The organism is Negativicutes bacterium, assembly GCA_018052945.1.
Taxonomy (GTDB): Bacteria; Bacillota; Negativicutes; order JAGPMH01; family JAGPMH01; genus JAGPMH01.
In genome coordinates, this window is record JAGPMH010000004.1 from 41,236 (window position 1) to 58,697 (window position 17,462).

9 protein-coding genes and 2 tRNA genes are annotated in these 17,462 nt (G+C 34.5%); 8 read left to right on the plus strand and 3 right to left on the minus strand.

Going from position 1 to position 17,462, the window contains the following annotated elements; translation table 11 throughout:
• Nucleotides 1-281: 281 nt before the first annotated feature.
• From KBI38_01285 to addA, 4 genes are read left to right on the plus strand one after another with little or no spacing between them, the layout of a single operon-like run.
• Nucleotides 282-1,433 (plus strand): exonuclease SbcCD subunit D, encoded by a 1,152-nt coding sequence (locus tag KBI38_01285; GenBank protein MBP8628696.1) that lies wholly within the window; start codon nucleotides 282-284, stop codon nucleotides 1,431-1,433.
• Complete coding sequence (locus KBI38_01290; protein MBP8628697.1) at nucleotides 1,430-4,474, plus strand: SMC family ATPase; 3,045 nt, start codon at nucleotides 1,430-1,432, stop codon at nucleotides 4,472-4,474. The genes KBI38_01285 and KBI38_01290 overlap by 4 nt, the downstream gene beginning before the upstream one ends.
• 9 nt (nucleotides 4,475-4,483) lie before the next feature.
• Entirely contained in the window at nucleotides 4,484-7,900 is a 3,417-nt protein-coding gene (gene addB / locus KBI38_01295) for a helicase-exonuclease AddAB subunit AddB (protein ID MBP8628698.1), read from the plus strand.
• The gene (gene addA, locus KBI38_01300; GenBank protein ID MBP8628699.1) at nucleotides 7,900-11,553 is read left to right on the plus strand and encodes a helicase-exonuclease AddAB subunit AddA; all 3,654 of its coding nucleotides are present in this window, start codon (nucleotides 7,900-7,902) and stop codon (nucleotides 11,551-11,553) included. Before addB ends, addA begins: the two co-directional genes overlap by 1 nt.
• Before the next feature lie 89 nt (nucleotides 11,554-11,642).
• Here the strand turns inward: addA and KBI38_01305 are convergent, their stop codons facing one another.
• Both KBI38_01305 and KBI38_01310 read right to left on the minus strand, forming a co-directional pair.
• Nucleotides 11,643-11,873 carry a hypothetical protein gene (locus KBI38_01305; GenBank protein ID MBP8628700.1) on the minus strand — a complete coding sequence of 77 codons (231 nt, stop codon included), beginning with the start codon at nucleotides 11,871-11,873 and terminating at the stop codon, nucleotides 11,643-11,645.
• A 9-nt stretch (nucleotides 11,874-11,882) separates the two neighbouring features.
• Nucleotides 11,883-12,833 (minus strand): magnesium transporter CorA family protein, encoded by a 951-nt coding sequence (locus KBI38_01310; protein MBP8628701.1) that lies wholly within the window; start codon nucleotides 12,831-12,833, stop codon nucleotides 11,883-11,885.
• A gap of 300 nt (nucleotides 12,834-13,133) precedes the next feature.
• Between KBI38_01310 and KBI38_01315 the strand changes: the two genes are divergently transcribed.
• The 4 genes from KBI38_01315 to KBI38_01330 all read left to right on the plus strand — a co-directional run bounded on the left by KBI38_01315 (nucleotide 13,134) and on the right by KBI38_01330 (nucleotide 16,756).
• A tRNA-Ser gene (locus tag KBI38_01315) sits at nucleotides 13,134-13,222 on the plus strand.
• A 15-nt stretch (nucleotides 13,223-13,237) separates the two neighbouring features.
• A tRNA-Ser gene (locus KBI38_01320) sits at nucleotides 13,238-13,326 on the plus strand.
• Nucleotides 13,327-13,436: 110 nt separating this feature from the next.
• Complete coding sequence (locus tag KBI38_01325; GenBank protein MBP8628702.1) at nucleotides 13,437-14,738, plus strand: HlyC/CorC family transporter; 1,302 nt, start codon at nucleotides 13,437-13,439, stop codon at nucleotides 14,736-14,738.
• A 227-nt stretch (nucleotides 14,739-14,965) separates the two neighbouring features.
• Nucleotides 14,966-16,756 carry a heme NO-binding domain-containing protein gene (locus KBI38_01330; GenBank protein ID MBP8628703.1) on the plus strand — a complete coding sequence of 597 codons (1,791 nt, stop codon included), beginning with the start codon at nucleotides 14,966-14,968 and terminating at the stop codon, nucleotides 16,754-16,756.
• 33 nt (nucleotides 16,757-16,789) lie between these two features.
• On the opposite strand, the gene KBI38_01335 is transcribed toward KBI38_01330, so the two are convergent.
• On the minus strand, nucleotides 16,790-17,462 hold a 673-nt coding region (locus KBI38_01335), incomplete at its 5' end, for an LrgB family protein (GenBank protein MBP8628704.1).

The following is a 17,462-nucleotide window of genomic DNA, read 5'->3' on the forward strand; positions in this document are numbered from 1 at the left end:
CACAATAATCGGTGCAATAGTAATGTTTGCTATTTACATTGGTTTTTCGATCATTACTTTTGGTTTTGGGTTGGCATTTTTATTTTTGTTAAATCCACTGTGTATGATTTGGGCGGCGATTGCTGCTAATTCTTATAATAAGAAACTTATGGCAGAAGTTAATAGTTAATAAAGAAAAATTGAATTGCAATTTAAGCTAAAATCCTTGTATTTTTACAAGGATTTTAGCTTTTTTATAGCGAAACTGTTCTAGATAGAGTTTATTCAGGGAGGATTATATTGTGAGGTTTATTCATACTTCAGACTGGCATTTGGGACGGCTGTTTCACGGGAAACATCTAACGGAAGATCAAGCTTATGTTTTAGAACAGTTTGTAGCTTTAGTGGCGGAAGTTAAGCCGGCAGTTATTATTATTGCCGGTGATATTTATGATAGAGCGGTTCCGCCGATTGAGGCGGTAGAATTATTAGATAATGTTATTTCAAAAATTTTATTAGAACAAAAAGTACCGATTATTATGATCGCCGGAAATCATGATAGCTCGGAACGCCTAGGGTTTGCCAGTAAATTATTGTCGCAAAACGGGTTACATGTTTATGGAAATCTAACTAAAGATGTTGAACCGGTAATTTTAACAGATGAACATGGGCCGGTTTACTTTTTGCCGTTTACTTATGCTGAGCCAGCCTTGGTTCGAGCGGTTCACCAAAACGAAACTTTAACATCACATGAGTTATGCATGGATTTTTTGGTGCAAAAATCCTTAGATAAAGTCCCGGCGAAAGCTAGAAGGGTAGCGATTGCGCATGGTTTTATTGCCGGTAGTAGTGAGAGCGAGTCGGAACGACCATTATCAGTGGGAGGGAGTAGTAATATTAGCAGTAATATTTTCAAAAAATTTCACTATACGGCGTTAGGTCATTTGCATAATAGTCAAACTGCGGGTGATAAAAATATCTGTTATAGTGGTTCATTATTGAAATATTCATTTGATGAGTATAAGCAAGAAAAAGGCATTAATATTGTGGATTTAGATGCTACCGGTGACAGTAAAATCACTACAGTAAGTTTGCAACCGCAATATGATGTAAAGAAAATTAAAGGGAAATTTATTGAGATATTAAAAGATGACCTTAAATTTCCACCAAGTACCGATTATATGGCGGTAGTGTTGGAAGATGATAAGCCGATTTTAGATATTCACGGACAATTAGAAAAAAAATATCCTAATTTATTGCAAATAGAACGAATTAATTTACAGAAGGTAGCTGACATAACAGATCAAGCAGATTATCGTAATAAATCAGAACAAGAATTATTTGAAGCTTTTTTTGAACAAATGACCGGTAATAGTTTAGATAATAAAGAGGTTAAAGAATTTAGTGAGGCTTTGGAAGAATTGTTGGCGAAGGAACGGGAGGCTAAAATATGAAACCGTTAATGCTGAAATTTAGTGCCTTTGGACCGTACTTAAATCAACAAGTTTTAGATTTTACCGAACTTAAAAATAATTCATTTTTCTTAATTCACGGTGCAACCGGAGCTGGAAAAACAACAATTTTAGATGCAATGTGTTATGCCTTGTATGGTGATTCCAGTGGTAATTTAAGAGATGGTAAAAATATGCGGACAAATCAAGCGGATATTAATGTCGCAACTGCCGTTGAATTTTGTTTTATGATTGGAGCGAAAACTTATACCGTTTTCCGTAATCCGGAGCAAGAACGACCGAAAAAGCGTGGTGATGGTACAACTTTACAACCAGCTGATGCAACTTTATATGAAAAAATTAATACAGAAGAAAAATTACTAACAACAGGCTATAGCAATGTTACGATGAAAATTGAAGAACTCTTGGGTTTTAAAAGTAATCAGTTTCGGCAAGTGGTGTTATTACCACAAGGTGAATTTCGCAAATTATTACTAGCAAACTCCTTGGAACGACAAGAGATAATGCAGACACTTTTTAAGACGGATCTTTATAAAAAAATAGAAGAAACTCTAAAAGAAAAAGCTAAAGCCAAAGAGCAAAACATCAAGACGTTAATAGATAAAAATAATTTTATTTTGCAAGAGTTAGACAGCAATGATTTGCAGGAAGTACAAGAGAAAATAACGCAGTTAGCGCAGGAAATTACTGCAGGTGAAAGCAATAATAAAGAGTTGTTATTACAAAAAAATAATCAGCAAAAGCTTTTGTCAGAGGCTACTGTAATTAAAGAATATTTTAATAATTTACAGGCTGCTATCGCCGAACAATCAGCAGTATCTTTATTAGAGCCTAAGGTTGAAGAATATAGAATTGTTTTCAATAAAGCACAACAAGCTAATAGTTTAGTTGATTTTGAAAATCAATTAGTTAAGTTGGAGGTAGAACTAAGAACAGTTACTGCTAATATAACCAAAGAAGAGCAAAAGCTAGATCTGATTACAGAAAATTTGGGTAAAAGTCAAAAAGAGTTAAAGCTAGCCCAAGACCAAGAGCCAGAACTAAAAGAACTTGCTAAAAAGTTATTATATTTGGAAGATATGCAAAAAAAGCTCAAGGAAATTACCACGTTGAGTCAAGGGCTGGCACTAAAACAGAAGCTTTATCAAACAGCAGTAAGTGAAAAAAAGATATTGGAAGATGAAATTCTCGGAACTCAAGAAAAGTTACAAGAACTTAAAGGTAAAATAGAACAATTACAAGAACTAGCCAGCCAGATTCAATTACAACAACAAAATTTACTGCACAATAAAAAGCTTGTGGAAAAACTAAAATTGCTAGAAGAACAACAACTCCAGGTGGAGCAAAAAAAACAAAACTTAGTAACAGTGCAAGAAATTTATAATAACGTGGCTAATGAATATCAAGCTGAGAATACAAAAGTGTTGTTATTACGCGAAAATTTCAGATTATGTCAGGCGGCACTGTTAGCACAAACTATTAAGGAAAATAAACCTTGCCCGGTTTGTGGTTCGCTAAATCATCCTCAATTAGCAACTAGTGCGGTAGTCGTTGAGGCTAGTGTGCTGGAAGCTGCGGAACAGAAACTACAAGTTTTGGAGCAAGCGAGAATAAAACAGCAACAACAATTATATGATGTTAAAACCGCACATGATGTGTTAATAAAATCACAGGAAGTTTTGATAGAGGAATTAAGTGACAATAAGTTTTCCCTAGAAGAATTGTTAGCAAAGGAACAATGTCTTCAAAGGGCGTACCGTGATGCTAAGCAAGCCGAACAGCAACTGCTGGAAGAAAAAAAAGAATACGCTAAACTGGAACAAGTATTGCTAAAAAATAATGAAAGCTTAGTAAAAATCAGCAATACTTGGCAGGAAAGAAAAACAGCATTTGAACAAGCTCAAGCAATTATTAGCGAAAAAGAGCAGAGCTTAGGTGCTGATTATCAAGATCAAGAAATGATTTTAAAAGAGCAACGGCACTGTGAAAACAAAGAGCTTCAAATAAAACAAGCTCTTAATAAATATCAAGCTGAAGTTGAACAATATCAACAACAGCAAACAAAAAGTAGAGCCACTTTAGAGAGCTTAAGAGAGTTTTTGCAAACTTTAACACAAAAATATCAACGAGAAAATCTTGAATTCACCGAACGACTGTTACAACTAGGCTTTAAAGATCAACAAGAATATCTGGCGGCGAAAAAAGAACCAAGTTTTTGTGCGGAATTGGCACAACGACTCAAAAATTTTGATGAAAGAGCTATTGCGGCCAAGGATAATTTAAAGAAATGGACAGAGCTGACTAAAACTGTAAGGGAGCCTGACCTTAGTATTATTAAAGAAAAACTAAGTGCACTTGAAACAGCGTATAATGTTGCCTTTAGTGAACTTGAACAGCGCAAACTTGGGCAGCAGAAGCTACAGCAGAAAGCACAAGAATTGTTACTATTACAGCAAGAAATTATGAAAGGTAATAATGATTATGGCATTGTAGGAAAACTAGCGGAGATTGCCAATGGTAAAAATAATTATGGCTTAACTTTTCAACGCTTCGTTTTAAGAGCTTTATTGGAAGATGTGATAGTAGCATCCAATATCAGACTGAAAATTATGACAAGAGGTCAATATACTTTACAAGGAACCAGTGAACGGGAACGAAAAAACTCGGCCGGTGGACTTGAAATTGAAGTTTTTGATAATTATACCGGTTATGCTCGTCCTGTTGGAACCTTGTCGGGTGGTGAAGGGTTTCTAGCTTCATTAGCGTTAGCGTTGGGGCTAGCAGATGTGGTTCAAGCTTATGCTGGCGGAATTCATCTTGATACTATTTTGATTGATGAAGGGTTTGGGACACTTGATCCGGAAGCACTTGATATTGCGATAAAAGCGTTGATTGATTTACAGCGTGGAGGAAGATTGGTTGGGATAATTTCTCATGTACCGGAACTGAAAGAGCGGATTAATGCCAGATTAGAGGTTGTCAAAACAAAACAAGGTAGTAAAGCTTCTTTTAAGGTAGGATAGGAGTTAGTTATGACTTTAAAATTGTTATATGGTAGAGCCGGCAGTGGTAAAACCAAGTATTGTTTAGATGAAATTAATAATAATTTGTTAAATGCTCAGGCAGAAACTCCGCTAATATTATTAGTGCCGGAGCATACTGTCTTTAAGATTGAAAAAGAATTGGCACAATATAAAAATTTAGGAGCGTTTAGTAGAGCCTATGTGTTTGGGTTTCGGCGCTTTGCTCAAAAAATTTTACAAGAAACCGGTGGAGCGATAACGCCGCATATTACCGAACTAGGTAAAAAGTTATTGCTAAGTAAGTTATTGGCGCAACATGGTCCTAAGTTAAAATTACTTAGTACGGTGCAGTCTCAAAGAAACTTTACAGAAACTTTAAGTAAGATTATCGAAGAGTTTAAAACCTACAATTTAAGTTATCAAGAGATTGTCGATAGCACGAATGCCTTACCTGATTCGGTGTTAAAAGATAAATTAGCAGATTTAAGTTTAATTTATCGTGAGTTCTCGCAATTGATGCAAGGGCAATATCTTGACAATGAAGACTGCTTAAGGTTAGTGGCAGAGAAGTTAAAAGATGCACCTATGACTCAAAATTGTCAGGTGTGGTTAGATGGCTTTGGGCGGTTTAACCCTCAAGAACTTAATATTATTGAAAGTTTATTACAAGTCAGCAGTAGTGTTACAATTACCTTGACGATTGATGGAGAAAATTTGCAGAGTTATCGCCATGACAATGATCTTTTTAATATGCAATATAAAACCAGAAGCAAATTAATGGCACTTGCAGAAAATAATCACAGCAAAATTATTGAAGAAAGTTTAACTAAACAGTGGCGGACTAATAGTGAAACGCTACAGCATATCGAAAAAAATTTATTTAAGTTTCCGCTACAAAGTATTAGTAATGCTACTGCTATAAAAATAGTGGAGGCAGCAAATGAGAGAGTGGAGATTGAAGGGATTGCTGTTGATATTATCAGATTATGTCGTGAAGAAGGTTATCAGTGGCGCGATATTACAGTATTAGTGCGAGCTAAGGAGCGTTATAATAATTTAATTGAAACTATTTTTAAGGATTATCAAATACCGTTTTTTAGCGATAATAAAAGAGCTAGTTTGCATCACCCTTTAGCGGAATTTCTGCGATCAGCCTTAGAGGCTATTGACGGCTTTAAATATGAACCATTATTTCGCTTGTTTAAAACAGGCTTTTTTGAGGTTGAACTGGGTGAGATAGATTTACTGGAAAACTATGTCTTGCAATTTGGGATTAAGGGCAAGAAGTGGTTTGAAACTTGGTCTTATTATAAAAGGTTATCATTAGATGAAGATGATGAACTGGGCGAAGCTCAATTAGCATCTTTAGAAAAAATTAATGATATTCGCCAAAAAGTTATAACACCGTTACAAGGTTTTGAAACTAAATTTAAACAGGCGTTGAATGTTAAAGAACAAACTGTGGCATTATATGAGTTGTTGGAAACTTTGACAATACCCGAAAAATTATCGCAGTTATCAGTTGAAGCACAAATGAATAAAGATTTGGCTTTAGCGAAGGAGCATAAACAAATTTGGGATAATATTGTGGAATTGCTGGAGCAACTGGTTGCTATTTGTGGTGGTGAAAAATTTAGTTTAGATCAATATTATGATATTTTGAATGATGGTATTGATAATTTAAAATTGAGTTTAATTCCGGTTGGGTTAGATTATGTTACGGTGGCTGACTTTGAACAAAACAGCAATCAAAATGTGGCAGCGGTCTATATTGTTGGCGTTAATGAAAGCTTAATTCCGAAAAAAGCTGGGAGTGAAGGCTTGTTAAGTGATGCCGAGCGCATGAAAATGGCAGAACTGGGGTTAACGATTGGTGGCGGTATTACCGCTGAAAATTATGAAGAGTGGTTTAAAATTTACACCGCTTTTACCATTGGTAAAAAATATTTATGGGTTAGTTATGCGTTGGCAAATAGTGAAGGAGCGGGTTTAAAGCCATCGCTATTAATACATTCTTTAAAGCAAATGTTTAAATTGAAAAATATTCTTAGCTTACCGTTAGAGTTACCATTTGGAGAAGAAAAGGTGATGTTGGCAGTAAAACGTCAAGCTATCTCTAAGTTAGCCAATGCTTTGCGCAATTACAAAAGCAATGGACAACTAGCGCCATTGTGGCAAGATGTTTATAACTTTGTCTTACAAGAAGAACCAAAATTACTTAGTAAAACTTTAGCCGGGCTATTTCATACCAGAACTGATCTAAAGCTAAGTGAAAAATTAGCACAAAAATTATATACTATTGATAAAAAACTGATTGGTAGTGTGACTAGATTTGAAAAATTTCGCGCGTGTCCGTTTCAACATTTTGCCCAATATGGCTTAAAATTAAAAGAACGCCAACAATTTAGTTTTTCGGCTCCGGATTTGGGACAGTTTATTCATGCCACCTTAAAATTATTTGGTGAAAAACTACGACAAGATAAGCTTGATTGGGGGCTGGTCTCGGCGGAAGAAGCACAAATAATTTGTGAAAACATTATTAAGGAATTAGCGCCTAAATTACAAAGTGAGATTTTATTAAGTTCTAATCAATATCAATATTTACTACAAAGAATTAAGAAAACTATTATTAAATCAATATATCGCTTGATTAATTTTGCACAGGTTAGTGAATTTAAGCCGGTTGGTTTTGAAAAGTCGTTTGGCTTGGGGCAACATGATTTAAAACCGTTGGTATACCCTTTAGAAAATGGCTATACATTGGAAATAACCGGACAAATTGATCGAATTGATGCCTTAGATTATGAAGGACGAAAATATTTATTGATCATTGATTATAAAACCGGTAATGCTTATATTAATTTATCGGAAGTTTATCATGGCTTAAAATTGCAATTGCTAACATATTTACTAGTTGCACAAAATTCCGCCCAACTGTTAGTGGGTGAAGAGGCTTTACCGGCCGGAATTTTATATTGCTTTTTGAAAAATGTGCAAGTAACTGCTAATAATAAATTAGGCGAGGGCGAAGTTTTAGCGGAAATTGATAAAAAACTTAAAATGCCAGGGTGGGTGTTGGCTGACAAAGAATTATTAAAAAAAATGGATGCAGATTTTAAATTTATTAAAGTGGGTTTAAAAGTAGATGGTGAAATTAATGCTAATAGTTTACCTTATGTTAAAACTAGTCAGGAGTTTACCGCGTTGTTGCAACATATAAATAACACTTTGCAAGATATCGGCAGTGAAATTTTGAGTGGCACAGTAGCTGTTAGTCCTTATAAATTAGGCCATAATGTTGCTTGTACATATTGTAAATATAAAGCGATTTGTCAATTTGATGAAATGCTTAAATTGTATGAATATAATAATTTAAGCAGTGTAGACAGTATTGAATTGCCAATTTTAAGCGGAGGTGAGCAATAATGGCGTGGTCGGAACAACAATTGGCAGCAATTAATACCGCCAATAAAAATTTATTGGTAGCGGCGGCGGCGGGATCAGGAAAAACCTCGGTACTGGTAGAGCGAATTATTCAAAAAATATTAAATGAAGACGAAAAACTAAATATTGATCAAGTTTTAGTATTGACCTTTACTAATGCGGCGGCTACGGAAATGAGAGAGCGGATTGCCGGAGCTATTACTAAGGCATTAACCGAAAATCATAACTCCAAGCATTTGGAAAAGCAGTTAGTATTATTGAATATGGCAGCAATTTCAACAATTCATTCATTTTGTCAAAATATTATCAAGCAAAATTTTCATGTACTTAACATTGATCCAAAGTTTCGTTTGGCTAATGAGCAAGAAATTAATTTGTTACGGTATGATGTTATCGAAACATTGTTTGAAGAAAAATATGAAGAAGGCAACCCTGAATTTTTGAAATTTGTTGACCATTATGGTAACGATAGAAATGATGAGGCTTTATATAATATAGTTTTAAATTTATATAAATTTTCTTGTAGCCATCCCTTTCCTACAGTTTGGTTAGAACAGTTACAGGCAAAATTTGTTATTGATGCTAAAACTATTGACCAAACTGAATGGGCAAGTATTGTTAAGGAGCAAATTGATTTTGATCTGCAAGAGGCCTTAGCTTATGTTGAGGAACTGATTGAGTTGGCTAGTCAGCTGGGGTTTGAATTTTATCTACCAACTTTTGAAACTGATAAAAAAATAATTTTAGCTTATCTTGAAAATCTTAAGGGTAATTGGGATGTTTTGCGTACTGAAATTTTTGCTTATAAACCGCCAATGCTTAAAGTTCCCAAGGGGATTGAAGTTGATGAGATTCAAAAGAAAATTTTTCAAGATAAACGCAATAAAGTTAAAGACTTGATAAAAAATATAAAAGAGCATTATTTTCAAATGAGTGGTGCTGATTTGTTAAGCGATTTAGCAGAATTGGAACCAATGGTTAAAACTATTACAGACCTTACCCTACAGTTCAGTGAAAATTTTGCCCGTGCCAAAGCCAAAAAAGCAATTTTAGATTTTAATGATTTGGAACACTTTTGTTTGGAAATATTAAAAGATGAGAGCTCAACTGCTGATAAGTTGGTGCCGTCAGCAGTGGCGTTAATGGTACAAGAAAAATATCAAGAGGTTATGGTTGATGAATATCAAGATACTAATGGTGTGCAAGAAGCTATTTTATCGTTAGTGCGCAAACAAAATAAACCGAACTTGTTTTTGGTAGGGGATGTAAAACAAAGTATTTATCGTTTTCGTTTAGCGGAACCGGAGTTGTTTTTAGAAAAGTATAATGAATATCCAGAGCTTGGAGCTGATTTTGCCAGAATTGAATTGGCGCAAAACTTCCGCAGTCGAAAAAGTGTATTAGCTGGAATTAATTTTATTTTTGCACAAATTATGAGTCCTAAGGTGGGCGAACTTGATTATACTAGAGCAGAGTGGCTTAATCCTGGACCGGACTATCCCACAACAGACAAAACAGTGTTTGACGAAAAAATTGAATTTGACTTGATAGCGGTAGCACAAACTTCTAGTGAAGAAAGTGAAGAAGAGGAATTAAGTGGTTTTAAAATAGAAGCGGAACACATTGCCAAAAAAATAAAAAAACTATTAGCTAGTGAAACTTATGTTTTTAACAAGGAAACAAAAGACTATGAAGCGCTACAACCGAAGGATATTGTTATTTTATTACGCTCGGTCAAAAATAAAGCCAGTGTTTTACTGGAAAGTCTTAAAAATAATGATTTGCCGGCTTATGCCAATTTAGATAGCGGTTATTTTCAAGAGTTAGAAGTAAAGGTACTGTTAGCGTTATTAGATATTATTGATAATCCACGACAAGATATTCATTTAGCGACAGTGTTATATTCACCGATACTGGGTTTATCAACAACTGAATTAGCGCAGTTGCGGATTGCTAATTTAAAAGAAGACTTATGGAGTTGCTTAGTCTTAAGTTGTGAAGATGAGACCTTGGAGGAAACTTTACTGAGTAAAATCAGAAGCTTTAAAGATAATGTATTAAAGTGGCGGGCGTTAGCGACAATTAAAAGTGTTCCCGAGCTTATTTGGCAATTATTTGAGGAAACAGGGTACTATGATTATGTTGGCGGCATGCCAGGGGGCTTACTTCGTCAAGCTAATTTGAGAATGCTTTATGATCGAGCGGAAGAATATGAACAGACAAACTATCGTGGTTTGTTTCGTTTCTTAAGATTTGTTGATAAAATTAGAGACGGTGGCAATGACTTGGCAGTAGCTAGAACCTTAGGGGAAAGTGAAAACGTCATTAGAATAATGAGTATTCATAAGAGTAAAGGTTTAGAATTTCCGGTAGTAATTTTGGCTGATATGGGAAAAAAAATAAATTTACAAGATAGTAAAAGTGAATTACTCATGCATAAAAAATTGGGGCTGGGCCCTTATGTGACGAAAGATGATTTGAATTTACGCTATCATAGTATTGCCAGAAGGGCTATTGCTTATAAGATGAATATGGAAAGTCGAGCAGAGGAACTGCGAATTTTATATGTGGCGTTAACGAGAGCCCGTGAAAAGCTTATTTTAGTGGGTAGTGTCAAAAAAATAGAAAATAAAACCAATGAATGGTGTCGTGAAGTCGGTTTGGCAAAAGCTAAGTTGCCGGATTATCTTATTGCGAAGGCACAGAGTTATTTAGATTGGGTTGCACCGGCGATTGCACGGCATCACGATGGTAGCATCTTATTAGAATGTGGACAGTGTTTAAAAACAACTTCAAAAATTATTCATGAAGATTATTCACAGTGGTCGGTTAACATTATTAATTCAAGTGATATTAAAATTTGTGCGATAGTAAAAAGTGACACTGACGAACTACTGTCTAAAATTGCGAAAAATCAATTTATTGACAGTGGTGGCGAAGAAAAATGGGTACAACATGTTTTAGGTTGGCAGTATGAAAATAAGCACTTACAGGAAATTCCGGCGAAATTAACGGTTACGGAATTAAAAAGGCAACAAGATTTTTTAGCTGATGGTAGTGAATTATTGATAAAAAAACCTGATATTATTAAAAGACCACAGTTTATTCAGCAAAAAACAACATTAACCGGTGCTGAATATGGCACTTTATTGCATACGGTAATGCAATACTTAGATTTTCAACAAGATTTAAGTTTAAGTGGTCTAAAAATACAGTTAGAAGAGTTCGTAAGAAACGAAAAAATTGCTAAAGAGCAGGCTGTTAAAGTCGATCTAGAAACTGTGGCTGCATTTTTCAATAGTGACTTGGGGCAAAGACTACTAAAAGCCGATTTGGTGAAAAGGGAAATGCCGTTTGGCATGATGGTTAAAGCTTGTGAGTTTTATCATGAGGTTACCACTGAAACAGAAGAAATTTTTATTCAAGGGATAATTGATCTGTTGTTTATGGAGAATGATAAGTTGATTTTGGTAGATTATAAAACTGATAAAGGCGTTGCTATAGCTGAAGTTGTAGCTAAGTATAAACTGCAACTAGAACTTTATAGTAGAGCGATTGAAGCTATATTTAAAAAACCGGTAGCAGAAAAATATCTGTATCTTTTTAGTAATAATAGTAGTATCAGAGTTAAATAGATATCAAAAAAGTAAATTTTGCATAAAGTAAGCCCCAACGGCAACTATCATAGTTTAGCCGTTGGGGCTTAAATTGTTATATTCATTTTCTAACAGGTTTTTTCACCCCAGATGGGATGGCGCACTTGTTTTAAACTTAACTTATTGACCAGTTTTACTGCTTCTGCTAAAGTGATATCGGTTCGTTGGTCTTTTTGTTCTAGTACACATAACGGATTTTCTACCCCGATTTCACTGCCGGGCATAAAGATATATTCTTTATTGATATTATCACCATAGATATAACCTGCTGTCAGGTGTGATTTGACCATAAAACTCATATTTTTCTCCTAAAACATATCTTTTTTCCACAAGACTAGTGAGCATAGTGCTGTTAGGGTAAACGCAATAACACAAACAAAAATGAAGCCGTTATCTTGCCCAAACGGAACATCGACATTCATACCAAAAAAACTGGAAATCATCGTTGGTATTGCTAAAATAATCGTGATGGAAGCTAAAAATTTCATTACTAAGTTCAAGTTGTTAGAAATAATAGAAGCAAAGGTATCAGCCATTCTGCTTAAAATTTTACTGTGCATTTCTACCATTTCTTTAGCTTGTTGATTTTCAATGATAACATCTTCCAACAAATCTTCATCTTCTTCAAACATTTTGATAATATGTTGAGTATTGTTATTAGACCGCAAACGTAATAACTTATCTAAAACAGCACCGTTACTTCGTAAAGAGGCGTTAAAATAAGTTAAGCCTTTTTGTAATTCCAGTATTTGCAGTAATTCTTGATTTTTCATCGATTGGCGTAAGCGCAATTCGATTTCATCAGATAATTTACTGATTTGTCTTAAATATTTTAGATACAATGTTGCAGATTTATATAAAATCTGAAATAAGAATCTGGTTTTTTTAAAGGTCCTGAAAAACTTGGCGGTTCTTTCGTTAAAATCGGCGATTACCGGATTATCCTCCAAGCTTACCGTAATAGTATAATTACCGGTTAAAATAATGCCTAATGGCAAGGTATCATAGCTATCCTTTGCTCGCATAATTGGAACGTTCGTAAGAATAAGAATGCAGTTATCATCAATTTCAGTACGAGAACGTTCTTCAGCATCAAGGGCTGCTTTTAAAATATCTAAATCAACATCAACTGTTTTGGAAACAGCAATTAATTCGGTGGGCGTTGGGTTAACTAAGTTAAGCCAAGCCCCTTTTTCAAGGTTATCAATTGATAAATCAATTAGATGACCTAAATCATTGCTACGGCAGATTGTTAGCACGTAAACTCCTCCTTGTATAGAGGAATACGTTATTTTCTGATGGATAAGATAGTGATAAAATAGCGTAGTTCCCCTAATTTATTTAATTTTATTGACCAGCGTAAACTAGGGTGGTCTGCGTCCATTTATCTCACCTACCTTTTAATTATTGAAAGATTTCATAAATTTTAGTTTACATTAAAAATAATACTCTTTGCTACTCAAATAGTCAATAAAAAGCATAATATTTAATGGTGAAATTAAAGATTATTTCTTGACAATAGATAATTTGCTTGATATAATTTATTTTGTGTTAAGCAAGGAGAGGTGTCCGAGCGGTTTAAGGAGCTGGTCTTGAAAACCAGTGATTCTGAAAGGGACCGTGGGTTCGAATCCCACCCTCTCCGCCATAATAAAATATTTACGGAGTGGTACTCAAGAGGCTCAAGAGGACGGTTTGCTAAATCGTTAGGCGCGCAAGCGTGCGTGGGTTCGAACCCCACCCACTCCGCCATTTAATAAGTTAAGACTTTGGATAATTCCAAAGTCTTTTTTTGTTTTTATATAATAAGTATGATATAATCTCTTTAAAATTTAGATAATATTATTAGGAGAGTGATTTTTTTGGAAGGTCCCCAGACGGTTTGGTTTGAAATTTTCTTAGTTTTATTGTTGATTTTAGCAAATGGTGTATTTGCCCTTTCTGAAATAGCAATATTATCATCGCGAAAAGTTAGATTGACGAAACTTTCTGAAGAAGGAAATAATCGCGCGACGGTTGCCTTAGAACTTTATAATGAACCGACACAGTTTTTATCAGCAATACAAGTGGGAATAACGCTAATTGGCATTGTAACAGGAGCATATGGTGGAGCTACTATAGCAAAATATTTAGCAGTTTGTTTGAGTAGTTATAATATTTTGCCTATTTATGCTGAAACTTTTAGTATGACGCTAGTCGTTGTTGTCATTACATATCTGTCATTAATTGTTGGAGAACTTGTTCCGAAAAAAATAGCACTAAATAATCCCGAAACTATTGCTTGTTTTATTGCAATACCAATGAAATATTTTGCAAAGATAGTATCGCCTATAGTTGAAATATTAAGTGTATCCACAAAACTTGTTTTACATATTTTAAAAATTAGTCCATCAACTGAAGCACCTGTTACGGAAGAAGAAATTAAGGTTTTAATTGCTGAAGGTGCAGAATATGGAACATTTGAGCATGAAGAAAAAGATTTGGTCAATAGAGTATTTAACTTTACAGATTTAAAAGTTAGTGCGTTGATGACGCCACGAACAAAAATAGAGTGGCTTGATAATCAGAAAAGTAATGACTATAATATGGATGTTTTAATTAATAGTAGTCATTCTTGGTTGCCGTTAGCGAAAGGAAATTTAGATGAATTAGTCGGTATAGTTAAGGCCAAGGATGTACTTTCGAGTTATTTGAAATTAGAATATTTTGAGTTAGAATCAGCTTTGCAGGAACCATTAATTGTTCCTAAGAGTATGACTGCATTTAAGTTACTAGATCTTTTTAAAAAGAGTGGTATTCATATTGCTTTAGTGATAGATGAATTTGGTGGTTTTACTGGGCTAGTAACTGTTCATGATATTTTAGAGCAATTAGTAGGAGATATGCCGCAAGAAGATGACGAACAGCAAATTATAACTAGAGAAGATGGCTCGTGGTTAGTTGATGGTCTTATCCCTATAGAAATCTTTAAAGAATATTTTGATATTAAAGAATTGCCATTAGAAGATGTGGGAGAGTATCATACTTTAGGTGGTTTTATTACAGCTTATTTGGGTAATATCCCCAAAGTCACTGACTGTATTAATTTAGATGACTTGAAAATAGAAATTATTGATATGGATAAAGCTAGGGTTGATAAAGTACTAATATTAAAAATTAAATAATATCTTATTGATAGCTATGTTATTATAAAGTAAATTTATAATAACATAGCTATTTTACAATAGGCAGTTATTGAATTTACCATAATAAAGTAAATGAATATAACGATTACCAATTAATAATTATTTTAAATTAAGACAGGAAAAAAGAACTATATGGCGAAATTTACTAAGAATAAAGTATTTTACAATAAATAATTAATGTAGTTTAGAGTAGGAGTTGAATTTTTATGAAAGGGACAATTGTTGGAGCCTGGATCAGTACTTCCCAAAAACTTTGGGGTGAAGAGCTGACATTGAATGCCATGACTAAAGTGGGGATAGCAACCGATAAGATTTTTTTACCGACGGAAGAAGTTCCGGATAATATCCCAAAGGCGTTAATTCAGGAAATTGCCAAAAGTATAGGGAAATCGGAAGGTGACACTTGGAAGGCTATTGGACAAGACAATATTGCTACTTTCTCCAAACTTTATCCGGCTTTTTTCCGTAACGAAAACTTATATGCGTTCTTAGCGGCAATGTATGATATTCATGTAGAAGTTGTGAAAAGATTGCCAGGAGCAAAACCGCCGGAGCTATTGATGAAAATAGTTTCCGAAGATGAAGCGGTGTTCACTTATCGTTCTAAGCGGGCAATGTTTGATTATTTTCAAGGAATGTTATCAGGAGCGGCTACTTTTTATAAAGAAAAAATTGACATTACGGTTATTGAAAAGACTACTGACTATATGGCAATAAAAATTAAATTCCCACAAAATATTAGGAGAAAGAAAGTATTTTCTTTTAATAAAACCTTAAAGTTTGCTAAAGACTTGGCTACAAAAACTGCCATTAGTGCCACTGTTATGAGTTTAGTGCTTAATTTAATTCTGAGCAGTGGGGGAATTAATATTCCTTGGTGGTCAGCACTTCTAACTGGGGTAGTAGTCTTTATTAGTGCTAAACTTGTTAATCGTCCGTTAACTTGTATTGCTGAAGAAATTGACAGCTTAATGGAACATCGTTACTTTGATACATTAAGCATTGTTACTGGTGATGAAGTTGAAACTATTATTAACAAAATTAATGCTTATAAAAAAATTGTTAAAACTGAATTTACCGGTTTTAAAGGAACTGGCGATGAAATGAATCGTTATGGTGAAAACTTTAATGATTTAGCAGAAAAAATGCGAGATACTTCTAATGAAATTTCCGGTGTAGTCAACGATGTTGCTATGGCGGCAACAAGTCAAGCTCAAGAGACTACTGAGGCTGTAGGAATACTAAATGGAAATTTGAATACTTTAAAACAGGTTGTTAATGAACAGATTAATAATAATAAACAATTAGAAACAGCGGTGGAAGAGATTAATAGTGGATTCCGTGAAGTTCAAGCCACTAGTAATAACTTAAGTAATAGCATGAAGAAATTTGAAGATGTGAAAACATCAGCGGAAAACTTACAAACTCAAGCGACGAAAATCAACGAGATTACAGTGATGGTAGCTGATATTGCCAGACAAACTAATTTACTGGCTCTCAATGCAGCGATTGAAGCAGCTAGAGCCGGGGAACAAGGTCGCGGTTTTGCAGTTGTAGCGGAAGAAGTTAGAAAGTTAGCGGAAGAGTCGCATAATCATTCTGAGAGAATTTCAAGTGACTTAAAGGTGTTAATTAATATTATCAGTGATGTTGTGCATTCGGTAGAAGAAGAGTTTGCAGTTTTAGCCGAGGAAAGTATTCAGTTAACGAAGGTTGTTAGCAATAATAATAAGCATATTGAAAATGTGCATTATGTATCATCTAATATTGTTGAAATGATTAGTAAGTTGGAAAATGAGATGAATGGCATTCAACAAGTTTATGGTAAAATTGAATCGTTGGCCGCTATTTCCGAAGAAAATTCAGCAGCTAGTGAAGAGGTTAGTGCCGCTGTTGCAACCTATAATATTAAATTACAAGATATGATGGATAAAATTGGTGAGTTCAAAAAATTAACGCAAAACTTTACTGAAGACATTAATAAATATCGTACATAAGAAAAAGGGCTGTCTCGTTATGAGACAGCCCTTTTATAGCAATAATACCATAATAACTGAGGCAATGCCGGCGACTCCGACAGCGATACCAGACATAGCGGCTTCAACTTCGCCAATTTCAACTGCTTTGGCACTACCGAGAGCATGACTGGCAGTACCAATGGCGATGCCGGAGGCAATGCTATTATCCATTTTAAAGACTTTGATAATCAGGGGAAATAATATACTGCCTAAAATTCCGGTAACAATAACAGCCGCCACCGTGAGAGCGGGAATGCCACCTAAGGTATTAGAAATTTCAATAGCTATTGGCGTGGTTGTGGATTTAGGAATAAGTGATTTAGTAACTAAATTATCAATACCCAGCCAATTACAAGCAAAATAAATACTACTCATACTGATAATAGAGCCAAAAACAGTGCCTACTGCGATTGGTAATAAATTTTTTTTAATTAAGAGGCGCTGCTTATACATTGGCACAGCCAACATAATGGTGGCTGGACAAAGTAACATATTAATAAATTTTCCGCCATTTTCAAAGGTTGTTAGTGCGATATTGAATTTTTGCAAAAACATTATTATTAAAAAGATGGCAATAAATAATGGATTAAAAATTGCGAGGTTAGTTTTGGCATAAATATAAAGACCGATTTTATAAGCGATAATACATAACAAAATAATGCTAAGTGGATTGTCCCAAAAAGAT